General features: G+C 34.3%; 21 protein-coding genes. 16 read left to right on the forward strand and 5 right to left on the reverse strand.

Annotated features, from left to right (window positions below; translation table 11 throughout):
* The first annotated feature begins 37 nt into the window (after positions 1-37).
* From AABL52_RS12745 to AABL52_RS12815, 15 genes are all read left to right on the forward strand, one after another.
* Complete coding sequence (locus AABL52_RS12745) at positions 38-976, forward strand: DMT family transporter (protein WP_097843542.1); 939 nt, start codon at positions 38-40, stop codon at positions 974-976.
* Positions 977-1032: 56 nt separating this feature from the next.
* On the forward strand, positions 1033-1434 hold the full coding sequence (locus AABL52_RS12750; protein ID WP_341519575.1) for a GNAT family N-acetyltransferase: 402 nt from the start codon (positions 1033-1035) through the stop codon (positions 1432-1434).
* Positions 1435-1547: 113 nt separating this feature from the next.
* Positions 1548-2162, forward strand: a complete 615-nt coding sequence (locus tag AABL52_RS12755) for a hypothetical protein (protein WP_341519576.1) — start codon at positions 1548-1550, stop codon at positions 2160-2162.
* Between the two features lie 20 nt (positions 2163-2182).
* Positions 2183-3430, forward strand: a complete 1248-nt coding sequence (locus AABL52_RS12760; RefSeq protein ID WP_341519577.1) for a glutathionylspermidine synthase family protein — start codon at positions 2183-2185, stop codon at positions 3428-3430.
* A 209-nt stretch (positions 3431-3639) separates the two neighbouring features.
* Positions 3640-4440 (forward strand): BA2930 family N-acetyltransferase, encoded by an 801-nt coding sequence (gene aacC / locus AABL52_RS12765; protein WP_341519718.1) that lies wholly within the window; start codon positions 3640-3642, stop codon positions 4438-4440.
* Between the two features lie 12 nt (positions 4441-4452).
* On the forward strand, positions 4453-5142 hold the full coding sequence (locus AABL52_RS12770) for a phosphopantothenoylcysteine decarboxylase (RefSeq protein WP_341519578.1): 690 nt from the start codon (positions 4453-4455) through the stop codon (positions 5140-5142).
* Between the two features lie 137 nt (positions 5143-5279).
* Positions 5280-5753 carry a tetratricopeptide repeat protein gene (locus tag AABL52_RS12775; RefSeq protein WP_341519579.1) on the forward strand — a complete coding sequence of 158 codons (474 nt, stop codon included), beginning with the start codon at positions 5280-5282 and terminating at the stop codon, positions 5751-5753.
* Between the two features lie 12 nt (positions 5754-5765).
* The gene (locus AABL52_RS12780) at positions 5766-6815 is read left to right on the forward strand and encodes a hypothetical protein (protein WP_001103142.1); all 1050 of its coding nucleotides are present in this window, start codon (positions 5766-5768) and stop codon (positions 6813-6815) included.
* Positions 6808-7293: an NUDIX hydrolase gene (locus tag AABL52_RS12785; RefSeq protein ID WP_001057907.1), complete on the forward strand. Its 486-nt coding sequence runs from the start codon at positions 6808-6810 to the stop codon at positions 7291-7293. The genes AABL52_RS12780 and AABL52_RS12785 overlap by 8 nt, the downstream gene beginning before the upstream one ends.
* Positions 7294-7462: 169 nt before the next feature.
* Positions 7463-7975 (forward strand): DUF402 domain-containing protein, encoded by a 513-nt coding sequence (locus tag AABL52_RS12790; protein WP_001277680.1) that lies wholly within the window; start codon positions 7463-7465, stop codon positions 7973-7975.
* Between the two features lie 181 nt (positions 7976-8156).
* A complete protein-coding gene (locus tag AABL52_RS12795; protein WP_341519580.1) occupies positions 8157-8912 on the forward strand; it encodes an ABC transporter ATP-binding protein in 756 nt (251 codons plus the stop codon).
* Between the two features lie 17 nt (positions 8913-8929).
* A complete protein-coding gene (locus AABL52_RS12800; protein ID WP_341519581.1) occupies positions 8930-9916 on the forward strand; it encodes an aliphatic sulfonate ABC transporter substrate-binding protein in 987 nt (328 codons plus the stop codon).
* A 16-nt stretch (positions 9917-9932) separates the two neighbouring features.
* Entirely contained in the window at positions 9933-10781 is an 849-nt protein-coding gene (locus AABL52_RS12805; protein WP_000432125.1) for an ABC transporter permease, read from the forward strand.
* A gap of 69 nt (positions 10782-10850) precedes the next feature.
* Positions 10851-11963: an FMNH2-dependent alkanesulfonate monooxygenase gene (ssuD, locus tag AABL52_RS12810; protein WP_341519582.1), complete on the forward strand. Its 1113-nt coding sequence runs from the start codon at positions 10851-10853 to the stop codon at positions 11961-11963.
* 224 nt (positions 11964-12187) lie between these two features.
* The gene (locus AABL52_RS12815) at positions 12188-12280 is read left to right on the forward strand and encodes a putative holin-like toxin (protein WP_001289320.1); all 93 of its coding nucleotides are present in this window, start codon (positions 12188-12190) and stop codon (positions 12278-12280) included.
* Positions 12281-12508: 228 nt separating this feature from the next.
* Here AABL52_RS12815 and AABL52_RS12820 read toward each other — a convergent pair whose 3' ends face one another.
* Entirely contained in the window at positions 12509-13330 is an 822-nt protein-coding gene (locus AABL52_RS12820; protein ID WP_341519583.1) for an HNH endonuclease, read from the reverse strand.
* 148 nt (positions 13331-13478) lie between these two features.
* Here AABL52_RS12820 and AABL52_RS12825 point away from each other — a divergent pair, with 148 nt between their 5' ends.
* Positions 13479-14564, forward strand: a complete 1086-nt coding sequence (locus AABL52_RS12825; RefSeq protein ID WP_000837880.1) for an AI-2E family transporter — start codon at positions 13479-13481, stop codon at positions 14562-14564.
* Positions 14565-14800: 236 nt separating this feature from the next.
* On the opposite strand, the gene AABL52_RS12830 is transcribed toward AABL52_RS12825, so the two are convergent.
* The 4 genes from AABL52_RS12830 to AABL52_RS12845 are packed head-to-tail and all read right to left on the reverse strand — an operon-like array spanning position 14801 to position 15447.
* Positions 14801-14941: a YrzI family small protein gene (locus tag AABL52_RS12830; RefSeq protein WP_000668501.1), complete on the reverse strand. Its 141-nt coding sequence runs from the start codon at positions 14939-14941 to the stop codon at positions 14801-14803.
* Positions 14942-14966: 25 nt separating this feature from the next.
* Positions 14967-15107, reverse strand: a complete 141-nt coding sequence (locus AABL52_RS12835; protein WP_000669813.1) for a YrzI family small protein — start codon at positions 15105-15107, stop codon at positions 14967-14969.
* A 26-nt stretch (positions 15108-15133) separates the two neighbouring features.
* Positions 15134-15277, reverse strand: coding sequence for a YrzI family small protein (locus AABL52_RS12840; RefSeq protein WP_000668967.1), 144 nt, complete (start codon positions 15275-15277; stop codon positions 15134-15136).
* 26 nt (positions 15278-15303) lie between these two features.
* Positions 15304-15447, reverse strand: coding sequence for a YrzI family small protein (locus tag AABL52_RS12845; RefSeq protein WP_000668969.1), 144 nt, complete (start codon positions 15445-15447; stop codon positions 15304-15306).

Raw genomic sequence — 15447 nt, forward strand, 5'->3', positions numbered from 1 at the left:
GTATAGTATAAGAACAAACTAAATAAGGGGTTTTATAATGAAAGCTATTGCAATAGGGATATTGGCATCATTTTTCTTTGCCTTTACCTTCGTTTTAAACCGGGCGATGGACTTAGAGGGTGGAAGCTGGATTTGGAGTGCATCATTACGGTACTACTTTATGGTTCCAATGCTTTTACTCATTGTCATGTATAGAGGTAACTTAAAACAACTCTTTCAATATATGAAAAATAATCCGAAAGAATGGTTAGTGTGGAGTATCGTTGGATTTGGCCTCTTTTATGCTCCGCTTAGTTTTGCTGGAGCTTTTGGACCTGGTTGGCTCGTTGCATCAACATGGCAAATTACAATCGTCGCAGGTATTTTGTTAACACCATTTTTTGCAGTGGATCCATTACATAAAAAACTTCCAATGAAAGAACTAGTTATGTCGGGCATTATTTTATGCGGTGTTGTATTCATGCAAGTAGAACATGCTTCTTCATTAGGAATTCGTGAAACCGTTTTATGTGTAGTTCCTGTCCTTATTGCAGCGTTTGCGTATCCACTTGGAAATCGAAAAATGATGCAAGTTTGTAAAGGGGAATTAGATGTATTCCAGCGAGTTCTCGGTATGACATTAGCAAGTTTACCATTTTGGTTTTTACTATCTGGTTATGAAGTATCAACAGGCGGGCTACCGTCAAGTAGTCAAGTTTTTCAATGTTTTATAGTAGCGGTTAGTTCAGGTTTAATCGCGACGGTATTATTCTTCTTTGCGACAGATCTTGTAAAAGATGATCCACAAAAACTAGCAACAGTGGAAGCAACTCAGTCTGGTGAAGTTTTATTTGCGCTAGCAGGAGAACTCATCTTGCTATCGGCACCAATTCCGTCATCTTTATCTTGGATTGGTATGAGCCTAGTTATTATTGGGATGATACTACATAGTTATGTGGCTGTAGTTGTGAAAAAAGAAGAAAAAATAACGGCGTAATGAGATTAGCTCTTTTTATAAAGGGCTAGTCTTTTTTCATAGAAAGGGATGGAAGTATGAATTTATATCGTGTTGAACAAATTGAAAAAGATTCAATTTTAAATGTACTACAGTATGCAATTGGTCCAAGTGAAACTAGCTTAAAGAAAGCAGTTTTATTTTATGAAAGGAATAAAGGGACTTTTTACAAATATGAAGAAAAAGCTTGTATAGGTATTGAAATAATTGGAACAAATAAAGCGAGAATATGCCACATAGCAGTCGCTCCGCAATATCGCTATAAAGGAATTGCATTACAAATGATAAAGGAAGTATTAAGAATACATCAATTGACTTATGTAGAAGCAGAGACAGACAATGAGGCAGTAGAATTTTATAAAAAAATTGGTTTTCAGGTTAAAAGTTTAGGAGAAAAATATCCGGGAGTCGAAAGGTTTCAATGCTATCTAGAAGGATAGCATTGAAAATATGCAAATATACATATTGATTATAGTTTGAAAAAAGTAAGAATTACATTATATAATAAAGGTATCTGGAAAAATATAGATAAAAGAAATTAGGTGTATAACACATGAGAATGGATAAAAGTAAATTTATAAAAATTGCTACTTCAATAGGGGTGTCATCTTTTTTATTAACAGGCTGTGGCGATTATGAAGAAGAAACGGCCCAGAAAGAAAGTACTGCTATTAAAACAGATGGTGGAAAACAAGGAAATGAACAAGAAACATTAAATTGTGACGATAAAACCCCTACTAATGAAAATGTAGAAAATGATGAGTTATGTAAGGAAAATAATCCATCTTTTTCATCGTATAATGAAAATTCACATTTACCAATACTTCCATTCGTAGCAGGCTATTTATTAGCAAACAGAACCTCAAATATGAATTATACAGCAAAACCAAATATAATGAAGAAACCGTATGCAAATAATATTATTCCATATCGTGAAAAAGACCAAAGTAGAACTGGTGGCAGCGGTGGTGGAGGATACTATGGTGGAACTAACAGTAACAACAATAATTCTTCTTCCAATAAAGTAGATTTAAACAAACAACAGCCGAGTACATCAAATAAAGTGACGCCAGATACAAATACGCCGAAATCATCTACTACTCAAACGCCGAAAGTGAATTCTGGTTCAAGTGGAATTGGAAACGCAAAAGCGCCAGCCGGATCATAACACGAAAGGATAATAGGATCATGTATACAGAACAAGAGCAGAAAGAGTATATGAAAGTATGGTTTTCACTTGCGGAAGAGGCTGGTCGGAATGGATTTACGTGGCCGAGTCTTTTAGAGAAGGAAGAATGGAATCAATATATGGCAACGGGTATGTATCGTATGCCAGCAAACACATATACTGCTATTTTAAAAGCGACAGAAGAAATTATGTATGTGTTATATAGAACGTATCAATATATTGTAAATACGACAGAAGATTTTCAAACACTAGGGTTTCCAGCTGAAACGTGGGAAATTGCGAGAATGAAACATATTGGCTTGTTTTCATATTTTACAAGGTTTGACTTTATCGTAAATGGTGAAGATATAAAATTAATAGAAGTAAATTGTGATACACCAACAGGTTATTTAGAGCCGTCTGTCGCAAATGAAGTGTTATGCCGTTATCACGATGTGAATCACCCAAATCATATAGAAGAGCATATTGTGCAGGCATGGGAACAAATTAAACATGACTATAATATAAGTCCTATAGAGACGATATATTTTACTAGTTATGATTGGCATGATGAAGATCATCAAACAGTTCAATTTTTAAGAAGCTATTGCTTAGATCAATCAACGGACTATATAGGCATACAAGATATCGTTGTTGCAGATGATGGTATATATACGCAAAATGGTGAACGAATCCATTATTTATATAGACTATATCCAATTGAATATTTAGTTTCAGATGCCGATAAAAATGGGAAAAGAATTGGACTTCAGTTTTTAGATCATATAGCGCAAGGAAGAGTGAAAATCATTAATCCACCTGCTGCTTTTCTTATGCAAAATAAAAGTGTACTCGCATTAATTTGGCAACTGTTCGAAGAGGGAGTTTTCTTTGAGAAAGAAGAGAGAGAAATCATTCAGAACTACTTCATACCAACATATTTTACAAATAGACCATTTATAGAAAGAGATGCATCATATGTTTCTAAGCCTTTATACGGACGTGAAGGTGGAGGGGTATCTATATACGATAATGATGAACTATTAGCTGAAGATAAAACGGAGTATTACTTTGGACAGCGAAAAATATACCAGCAATACATAGAAATGCCTGACTATACAATTGACACATGGGATGGTCCATATACTGGTAAACTATTAATTGGTTCACACTGTATTAGCGGGAGAGCCGCAGGGTTATTTTTACGTGTAGGTGAGAAAATAACAGGAAACTTATCGATGTTTACAGGGGTTACAATTGAAGGGTAAACGAAAGAGCTCATCATTTTCGATGAGCTCTTTCGTTTATATTAGTGTTATTATTGTTTGACGTAACGCCTTTATTTTTCTTCTTTTGTTATATAATATTAATATATTACCATTTTTTGTATGGATGAAAATGATTAAGTTAAAAATTAAGAAAAATATGATAATATATATGTAGTAGTTTAATACAAAATGGGGGAACAATCGTGAAAATGAATGACATAGTGGCAAATACACAATTGCCAAATACAATCAAAACAATTACAAATGATTTAAGAGAATTAGGGTTAGAAAAAGGAATGACGGTTATTGTACATTCTTCGCTCAGTTCTATTGGCTGGGTATCTGGCGGAGCAGTTGCGGTAGTAGAGGCGTTAATGAAAGTGATTACGGAAGAGGGAACAATTATTATGCCAACACAATCTTCGGATTTATCTGATCCGAAACATTGGTCAAGACCGCCTGTACCTGAAGAATGGTGGCAAATTATCCGAGATAATGTCCCGGCATTTGAGCCACATATTACACCAACAAGGGCAATGGGAAAAGTAGTTGAATGTTTTCGTACATATCCGAATGTAGTACGTAGCAACCATCCATTAGGAAGTTTTGCTGCATGGGGAAAGCATGCAGAAGAAATAACGATGAATCAGTCGCTATCAATGAGTTTAGGAGAGGAATCTCCATTAAGAAAAATATACGATTTAGACGGATACATATTATTAATTGGTGTTGGATATGATTCCAATACGTCTGTTCATTTATCTGAAGTACGTACTGGTGCATGTGAGTTAATAAAAGTAGGGGCACCAATTATAGAGAATGGGGAAAGAGTATGGAAAGAGTTTGTTGATATGGATTACGATTCTGATAAGTTTGTAGAAATCGGTGTAGAGTTTGAGCGAAAAGGAACTGTAACAACTGGAAAAATAGGAAATGCAACGTGCCGTCTTATGAATCAACGAGATATCGTTGATTTTGGAACAGAATGGTTTCGTAAGAAAAATCAGTAAGGGATGGTTACAATGAAGGGGAAAAAGGTATTAATTACGAGTGGTGGTTGTTTAGAAAAATGGGACCAAGTACGCGGGCATACGAATATGGCGAAAGGCACAATTGGGAGAATAATCGCCGAAGAGCTTATTAATAAAGGGGCACATGTTATATATTTACACGGTTATTTCGCCGAAAAACCGAACGATATATATAATCAATTGGAATTACATCCATTTGAAGGAATTGTTGATTTGCAAGATAAAATGAAAAGTATACTTACGCATGAAAAGGTCGATGCGGTCATTATGGCAGCGGCTGGATCAGATTGGGTTGTAGACAAAATTTGTGATCAAGATGGTAATGTTCTTGATATGAATGGGAAAATTTCAAGTGATATTGCGCCAATTATTCATTTTCAAAAGGCTCCGAAAGTATTAAAACATATAAAAGAGTGGGATCCAGAAACGGTACTCGTTGGATTTAAACTTGAAAGTGATGTAAATGAAGAAGAACTGTTTGAAAGAGCGAGAAATAGAATGAAAGAAGCTAAGGCAAATGTAATGATTGCAAATTCACCACATTCTTTATATTCGCGCGGAGCAGTGCACTACGTAATTGGACAAGATGGTAAAGGGAAGTTATGTAATGGGAAAGATGAAACAGCGAAAGAAATTGTTCAAAGGTTAGAAGTGCTATGTAATCACATTACCGTTTTATAATTTTAAGTATTTGGATAAGAGTGAATCCGCATAGTATATATAGGTAAGTGAAGCTTTAATTTAAGGGGATTTTACTTTTACACGAACGTTAACCATTCAAGATGGATACATAGAATAATTGGTGAGGAGTGGATTCTATGGAACATTTATTAAAGCAAGCTATTAAACTAAGAGATGAGAAGAAATATGCGCAGTCCAAAGAGATACTTATTGGGTTAACAAACTTTACGCGGGATGCAGAAGTGCTTTTTCAATGTGCCTGGATACATGATGTAATGGGACTTGAAACAGAGGCTGTGCCATATTATGAACAGGCGATTGCAAACGGTCTTGAGGGTGAGTCACTTTGCGATGCATATATCGGTCTTGGAAGTACATATCGTTGTATAGGTGAGTATGACAAGGCGATAACTGTTTTAGAAACAGGTATGCAGCAGTTTTCGGATAACGACGTGATTAAAGTGTTTCTCTCATTAGCAAAATATAACGTAAACGATCATGAATCCGCGATGAAATTATTACTTGAAACGGTTATAAAAGTAGATGAAGTTAAAGAATTTGAACGTGCCATTATATTTTATAAAGACCATTTAAACGAGGTTTTTAAATAGAGGAGTGAACATATGAATGTCTCACTATCGCGAAGGCGAAAAGGCATTTGGATTGGACTCGTATCTTTCATCTTGTTATCAAACTATTTATTGTATACCCTTCCGATTGTACCAGCTGCTCCGAATGAAGTAGTGCTTGGTTCTTTGTTAGATTGTATGTTTGTAATTCCGGTCATTACGTATTTCTTTATTATTCGAAAAAGATACTCGTTAACGTATATATTCCCTGTCGTAATAGCTGGTTATATATTTGCAAGATTTATTATTCCAAGCGACTATTTACGAGCGTTTTCAAACGTTTCTTATATTATAGTTGCGGGAGAAATTGCTTTTGTAGGTCTAGAATTTTTCCTTCTCTATAAAATCGTTAAAGTGCTTCCTGAAACAATCAAACGATTTAAAGAATATAGAAGAGAATATTCTTCATTTTCTTATGCGATTGATGCAGCGTTTGATGCTACTATGAAAAGAAATAAATTAGTAGATATCATTGTAACAGAGTGTAAGTTAATCTATTATGCATTTTTATCGTGGCGTGCAACAGTACCAGAAGGTGAATCCGTGTACTCATATCACAAAAAGACTGGAGCAATAGGTGTATATATCATGATTATCCATGCGACCTTAATAGAAAGTATCGGTTTTCATTATTTGCTTCATCAATGGAATCCAGTAATAGCATGGATTTTACTTATTTTAAACATATACGCAATGTTTTATTTTTTAGCTGAAATACAAGCAATGCGTAAAAATCCGATTATCATTACAGAAGAACAAATAATCATTCAAATTGGATTAGGTAAGAAAATTGTTATACCATTTACACAAATTGATAAAATTTTGTTTTATAAAGGAGAATCTTTAAAGAAAGAGAAAGAGGTCCTTGACGCAACTGTGATGGAATTTATAAAGGAACCTCCAACATTTGAAATAACACTAAAAGAGCCTGTAAAAGCGCAATTGTTATATGGATTTTCTAAAACAGTAAGCCGCGTTCACTTAAATGTTGATGAGGAACGGAGATTTTATGATATGGTCACAGAGAAGTTGAAGCATGAATAATGCTACTAATTTTCATCGTGCGTTTGGTGTGTACGGAATTTGTATCGAAAACAAGAATTTATTAGTAATTGATAAAATTAAAGGTCCATATAGAAATCGGTATGATTTACCTGGTGGTAGTTTAGAAGATGGGGAATCATTATTAGGTGGACTTCATAGAGAGATTAAAGAAGAGACTGGGCTAAATGTAACGGTAGTAAAACAAGTAGGTACAATTGATTTTCAATTTCCATCAAAATTCAAGGAGTACACACATGTACATCATATCGCAGTTTTTTACTTTGTAGAAAGGTGCGAAGGTGAATTCAAAGTACTGGAACAATTTGAAGAGCAAGATTCATTAGGAGCTAGGTGGATTCCAATAGAAAGTATTACTGAAGGTAATTCATCTCCTCTTGTATGTAGTGCTGTGGAGTGGTTAAAAGAATCTAAGTTTCGTTTAGAAGTGAAGGCTTACAAATCATGGGTTATAAAATAATAATACAAATAGAGTTCCTTCTAACTTAGAAGGGACTTTTTTGTGAAGTAGAAAATGAGATTATATAAATTTTAACTAAAAAAATAATGAACGAATAGACTGAACGCTTTCTTAGCGGAAATATAAAGAGTTATAATGAAAGAACTAAAATAAAAGGGGTATTTAAAAAATGAGTTGCTTACGTCCGTCAGGGATTGAAATTATTGAAAGAAAAATCCGATATGATGCTACAACTGTAGATCATGCTTGTTTACTAGTAGAAGCGCAGCAGGACAAAATTGTTTTGTATCATGAAGTACTGTACTCTTTTACAATGGAAGCGAACGATAAGAAGTTAACGATCTCGAAAGGAAGTTGTACAATTGCATACTACTGGAGGAATCGTCCATATAATTTATACGTTTGGAGAGATCATGATGGGAGTTATCTAGGTTCTTATTTTAATATTGTAAAGAATACATATATATCGGACGAAGTTGTATCCTTTGAAGATTTAATCCTTGATATTATGGTACTTCCCAGTGGAGAGTTTATTATACTGGATGAGGATGAATTACCTGAGCCGTTAGAACAATTTGAAGACGGATATGTAGAAAAAGCTCTTCATACAGTCAAAAATACAATTCAAGAATCGCTTCCAAACATCATTTCAGAAACTGTTACTATTTTTAAAAATAAATAACGTTCATTAAAACCTAGTTGACTTATCGGAAAAATTTGTATAATATGTAGTTAATTCTATAACGTATAGCTGATTGGAGAAACCAAAGGCATTTCATTACAAGATGAAATGCCTTTGGTTTTTTTATTGTACAAATGTTGCATCTATTCATTTAAATGAATCATTTCAAGGAGGGGAAGAAGTGACGGTTTCAATTGATGGGGTATCAAAATATTTTTCGAAACAAACTGGTACGGTTCAAGTATTAGAAGATATTAATTTTCAATTAGAGAAAGGGGATTTTGTCACCATAATTGGACCGAGTGGTTGCGGGAAAAGTACGCTTTTGAAAATTGTTGCGGGGTTAGATAACGAATTTGAAGGTAAGATTGTCATTGATGGGGAACAAATCGTAAAACCGAGTAAGAAACAAGGTTTTATTTTTCAAGAACATCGCTTATTTCCATGGTTAACAGTTGAAGAAAATATTGCTGCAGATTTGTCGTTAAAGGATAAGCATGTAAAAGATAAAGTAAAAGAATGGGTTGAAATCGTTCGATTAGACGGTTTCGAAAAATCCTATCCGAAAGAAATTTCAGGCGGGATGTCACAACGCGTTGCGATTGCGAGAGCTTTATTAAGGGATCCGAATGTATTATTACTTGATGAGCCATTCGGGGCACTTGATGCTTTTACTAGAAGTCATTTGCAAGAAGTACTGCTAAATATTTGGGAGCAGAAGAAAACGACAATGGTATTTGTTACTCATGATATAGACGAAGCGATATATCTCTCAAACCGAATTATCATCATGAGTGCAAAGCCTGGAAAAATACATAAAGTGATTGAAAATAATTTACCTTATCCACGTAGTAAAACTTCGGAATTATTCCAAGAAATTCGTACGAAAGTATTGCAGCAGTTTGAACAAGGGGGACTGATTCAAACGAGTATATAGGAAAGGGTGGATTATATATGAATAAAAAAGGAAAAGTTCTTTCTTTTGCATTAGGTATATCTTTATTTTTATTAGGGTGTGAAAAAAGTACAGCGAGTAGCAAGAAAGAAGATGTAACAATACAAATTGGTATACAGCAAGGGTTAAGTCCGCTCTTACTGGCACAGAAAAAAGGATGGTTTGAAGAGGAGTTTAAAAAAGAAGGAGTTAAAGTGAAATGGACAGAGTTTCAAAGTGGACCTCCCTATTTTGAAGCGATTGCATCAAATCGATTAGATTTTGGTGAAGTTGGGAACTCCCCAGTTATTTCAGCTCAAGCAGCTGGTATTGAATTTACCGAAATTGCTAATACAAGTTATGCAAGAAAAGGAACAGGAATTCTTGTACAAAAAGATAGTAAAATTACGAGTGTAAAAGATTTAAAGGGTAAGAAAATTGCAGTAGCAAAAGGAAGTAGCGCATTTAATTTATTGTATCGAGCCTTAGAAAAAGAAGGTATCAATGCGAAAGATGTAAATGTCATTCAACTGCAACCAGATGAAGCGCAGCCCGCATTTGAATCAGGATCAGTAGATGCATGGGCCATTTGGGATCCATTCATTTCGCTACATACGTTAAATAAAGGCGCCAAGGTTATTACAGATGGTGAACGATTAAATGTTTCTTCTCCAGAATTTTTAATTGCGAGAACAAAATTTGCGAAAGAACATCCAGAATTAGTTGAGAAATTTCTTAAAGTTTATGAAAAGGCACGTGTGTGGCAAGAGTCAGACTTAGATGAAGCAATAAAAATATATACTTCGGCAAAAAAAATAGATGCTGAAATTGTAAAAGAAGTATTTGATCACGACAAGCCAATTTTAGTTCCTGTAACGAAAGAAATAATAGCCGAACAGCAAAAGACAGCGGATTTTCAATATAAGCTCGGTTCTATAAAGAAAGAAATCAAGACAGATAAAGTTGTAGATAATTCTTTCGTAGAAAAAGCATTAAAGGCGAAATGAAAAGAGGTTTTGTAAATTGGAGAATACGAAAGCTGTTATGAAACCAGCGGGTATAACGATTGGCAAAAAGAATGTAAAGAAAGTGCGAAAGACTAATGTAAAAGTGCTAGTAAGAGCAATTACTATACCGATTATCGTATTAATTATTTGGCAGTTAGCTGGCGTATTCGATTTAGTTTCTAAAACAATTTTACCGACGCCATTAGATATATTTCTAGCTTTTCAAGAACTTATAAAAACAGGAGAGTTATTCGGTCATTTAAGTGTTAGTGTATTTAGGGCTGCGGCTGGTTTCTTTATCGGCGGGGGTTTAGGAATTATTCTAGGAACGATTGTTGGATTTTCAACGAGAAGTGAGCAATATTTAGACCCGTCAGTACAAATGTTAAGAACTGTGCCCCATTTAGCTGTGGCACCGCTTTTCGTATTATGGTTCGGTTTTGGAGAAACATCGAAAGTATTATTAATTGCGGACGGTGCATTTTTTCCTTTATACGTAAATGCATTTTTAGGAATAAGAGGTGTGGATTCAAAGCTATTTGATGTTGCGAGAGTGTTAGAGTTTAGTAAAAGAAAATTAATTACGAAACTCATTTTACCTGCTGCATTGCCGAATCTATTACTTGGAGCAAGATTATCTTTAGGAGTTGCATGGGTGAGTTTAGTAGTAGCAGAACTTATGGGATCGACAGAAGGTATTGGCTATATGATTATGGATGCAAGGCAATTTTCAAATACAGACATCGTATTTGTCGGTATTATTATCTTTGCATTTGTCGGAAAGTTTTCTGATTCACTCGTACGTTTACTAGAAGTGAAGTTTTTGAGATGGCGAGATAATTTTAAAGGAGAGACAGGGAATTAATATATAAATTATTAGGGGTAATTTATATAGGGTATTTTATTTTAAAATAAGTAAGGGGTGTGTAAAGATATGGAATTGTTATGGTTTATTCCAGCTTATGGAGATGGTCGATATTTAGGGACGACAAAAAGAGGAAGGACAGCTGAATATGGTTATTATAAGCAAGTTGCACAGGCAGCTGATTATTTAGGATATACGGGTGTGTTACTTCCAACTGGTCAAGGGTGTGAAGATCCATGGGTATTAGCATCTGCACTTGCTGCTGAAACAGAGAAATTAAAATTTTTAGTAGCAGTTAGACCAGGACTAATGTCACCGACAGTTGCAGCGAGGATGGCATCGACATTTGATAGAATTTCAGGTGGGAGGTTACTTATTAATGTAGTAGCTGGAGGAGATCCTGTTGAATTGCATGGCGATGGATTATATCTTGAACATGATGAAAGGTATGAAGCAGCGGATGAATTTTTAAAAGTTTGGAAATCGACCTTACAAGGTGAAACGGTCTCTTTAGAAGGGAAACATATTCAAGTTACGGATAGTAAAGTTGTATTTCCTCCGGTTCAAACACCGTATCCAACAATTTATTTTGGCGGATCGTCTGCTGCAGGTAAAGAAGTTGCTGCGGAACATAGTGATGTATATTTAACGTGGGGAGAGCCACCAGAGCAAGTGAAAGAGAAAATAGATGAAGTAAGAAAACTTGCAGAAGAGAAGGGGCGTGCAGTACGATTTGGCATCAGATTACATGTAATTGTAAGAGAAACAGAGGAAGAAGCATGGGAAGAGGCTGAAAAGTTAATTCAATATGTAGATAATGAAACGATTGAGCTTGCTCAAAAAACATTTGCCAGATATGATTCAGTCGGACAAAAACGAATGACACATTTAAATAAAGGTACACGGGAGTCGTTAGAAATAAGTCCTAACTTATGGGCTGGCATTGGGCTTGTAAGAGGTGGTGCAGGTACTGCCCTTGTAGGAGATCCGCATACAGTAGCAAATAGAATAAAAGAATATGAATCCTTAGGAATTGATACGTTTGTATTATCAGGGTACCCTCATTTAGAAGAGGCATATGAAGTGGCAGAACTGTTATTTCCTTTATTGAAAGACGAGAAGAAACAAGAAAATAAAATTGTTGGTGAAATGATAGCTGATGCATATGCTTTAAAAAAATAGTGAGAAATAAAGTTGAACCAATCGGGCATTTACAAGTAGTTTCACCTATGTTTTGCTTCATTTTGTTAACTTCCTGTTAATATAGGATAAAAAAACCCGCAAGTATTTCACTTGCGGGTTTTCATCGTAAACTATTAGAAAATATGGTAAAATTAAATAGTAACTTAAGGTACGGTTGGTTGTTCAATTATCACTTCTCCAAAGTAGGAGGGGGGTGATAATACGTGAGTGAAATAGCGTTGCTACTGCAGGGTGGACTGTTTCTCGTTGCATTATTAACGTTCGTCGTCGTTTTAATAGACAAGCTCAAAAAATAACAACCCACCTATGCCAATAGAATGTGGGTTGTTTTGTTTGTAAGAAACAAATAGGATAAATGAACAATCCAATCTGCTAAGTTACGTGGACTAGTGTGTAGCCGCACACTAGTCTTTTTTATTTATATACAATTAATAATTGGTTTATGTGATTGTATTGTTCTTTTCATACTTATTATAACACAGTGTCTTTTCATCAAGAAAGGAGACCGTATGTTCTGATTGTGATTACATAGAAGGAGTTTTTTCTTTAAATAGCCCATCCATATACTGTTTTAAAGTTTGGACATAAAATTCCTGCTTACTTACATTATTTACGCCGACAATAGGCGATGGAAGTTCATACCTCTTTTCTGATAAATGAACAACAACGTCAAAAATATCAAATAGACGAATGAAACAGAACAGGCCATCTTTATCACTTAATAAAATAAAGTAATGGTTTTCGCTATTTGTATTTAATGTATTCCATAAAGAACTTTTGCTCAAATCGCGGACAATGCTCTTTTCTTTTAATTCCATGAAATCCGCATTTGATAGAATGTTAGAAATATCAATCGCGTCTGGATCTTCAAGATAGCCATCAACAGCTTGGACAGCAAAAGTATAAGCCATTTTTAATACGCTCATTTTGTATTTACGGTTATCTAAAAGTAATTCACGTTGAATAGAGCTAGCTACTTTCGTAACACGTTCCTCTTTCCAAATTTCATTATGTAGTGAAATATCGTGCTTTTTACATAGTTTCATAATTAATGCATTGGAATAAAGTATTTCATCACTTACTTCAACAACATCTGTTTCAGCAGCCGCAAGTTCCTCACCATGCTCATTCGTATAGAGAGGGGAATCAATTTGTTTTTTCATTTGCTCAATCTTAAATTGGCTTAATTTATGCCGAATTAAGGGACGATCAATATTTGTTGTCATTTGTTCATGACAAGTATCACAAATTGAGTTTGTGAAATAATATCCACATAATATTTCTGGAATGACATATTGTTCACTAAGTTCTTTCGTATCTTTTCTGCAAATGATGCATTGTGTCATTTTTATCACCTTTACCTGCAAATTTGTATGTAATCTCATTGTAGTGTATTTATTGGCATTTTGGAATATTGTAAAGGAAAATATTATGTGAAATTGTAGTGTATTTTGGTACAATAAAGAGAAGTGCTAGTTTAAAGGAGGAAGTTTTTTGAAATCGAAAGTGCACTTTTGGACATTAGAAGTGCTAATGGTTGTAGCGATCATATTTATTTGCACAAAAATATCGTTTTTATTTCAACCGATTGGTATCTTCATATCAACGTTGTTTTTCCCAATCTTAATCGCGTTATTTTTATACTTCATATTTAACCCATTGTTAGTCTTTTTGGAGAATAAAAAAGTACCTAGAAATTTAGCGATTTTACTGTTATATCTTTTTATCATAACATTAACTGCGGTTGGAGTTGGAGTTGTTGTTCCAACAATCTCACAACAGTTAATGGATTTAGTAAAAAATATGCCCGGTTATATTAAAGAGGGGAAACTATACATACAAGATTTATCCCATCACAGATTATTTGAATGGTTATCTACACAAAACTACGTTTCCATTGAAACAATTGAGAAAAATGCGATTGAATACTTAAAGGATATACCAAACACGATTACGTCGAGTGCAACGGCTTTATTTGGTATTATCACGAACGTTGCATTAGTTATCTTCACAGTACCATTCATTTTATTTTATATGTTTAAAGATGGACATGCGTTTCCAGGTAAAGCAGTAAGCCTATTACCAGAGTCTTACCGTGAAGAAGGACTTCGCATCATTAAGGAAACGAACGAAACATTATCTGCATATATTCAAGGGCAAGCGCTCGTTTGTATATTTGTAGGTGCTTTTACTTTTATCGGTTATTTAATTATCGATTTACCGTACGCTTTCGTTTTAGGAATTATAGCAGCATTTACAAATATCATTCCTAACTTAGGTCCATTTATCGGTGCAGCACCAGCTGTTATTGTAGGTCTGTTCGTATCTCCGATGCAAGCGTTGTACGTAATTATTATCGTAACAATTGTACAACAGTTTGAAAGTAACATCATTTCACCGCGTATTATGAGTTCAAAATTAAATATCCATCCGTTAACAATTATTATTTTAATTTTAGGGGTAGGTAACTTTGCGGGAATTATCGGAATGATTTTGGCAGTACCAGTTTATGCAGTAACAAAAACAGTTGTATCGAACTTAGTGAGATTGTTTAAGACGAAACGAAGTAATCGAAAATAGTTTATGCTGAGAAAGATACACCGCTTTTTAAGTGGTGTATCTTTTGTTTGTTAATCGATGTTAAAAAGTGTATTGATGCAATTTTATTATATATTTATTACATATCAAATGTAACAGAAAACTTGTATAATATAGCCTCGATAAAACTATGTGGAATCCCTCTGAACTATCCAAATCATTTCCTTAGAGCGTGCTATCAACATCATAATCGACTCCTTTCAAGTTTTATATTGTGATTATAGGTGAGAGTAGTATTTACTTCTACGATCTCGAATTTCATCTATAACCTGTTTATATTGTTGTTCTTGTTTTAATTCAGCTTCAGAAAAGTTTTTTTTCTGAATTGTAATTGTTAAAAAGAAAAGGTGAAACTTCATAATACATTCCTCCTTTCGAAAGGAATTATAGATGGCTACAGTAGTGACTTTGACGTTCTTTTACATCTTCCATAGCTTTATTAATTTGTTGATCATGCAATATCTCACTGTCCGAGAACTTAGTTTTTTGAATTGTAATTGTTAAAAAGAATACTTTAAATTTCATAAGTGTATTGCCCCTTTATAAATGATTTAGAAAAGACGGTTGCAATAAAAAGCTTGACGCTCTTTTACTTCGCCCATAATAGTTTGAATGTGTTGTTCGCGTAAGATTTCTTTCTGTGAAAGCTTACGTTTTTGAATAGTGATTGTTAAAAAGAATGCTTTAAATTTCATAAGTGTATTGCCCCTTTAAAAGTTATTTAGAAAAGACGGCTGTAATAAGAAGCTTGACGCTCTTTCACTTCGTCCATAATAGATTGAATGTGTTGCTCACGTGAAATTTCTTTCTGTGAAAGCTTACGTTTTTGAATGGTAATCGTTAAAAAGAATGCTTTAAATTTCAT

This window comes from Bacillus paramobilis (assembly GCF_038096195.1).
Classification (GTDB): domain Bacteria; phylum Bacillota; class Bacilli; order Bacillales; family Bacillaceae_G; genus Bacillus_A; species Bacillus_A mobilis.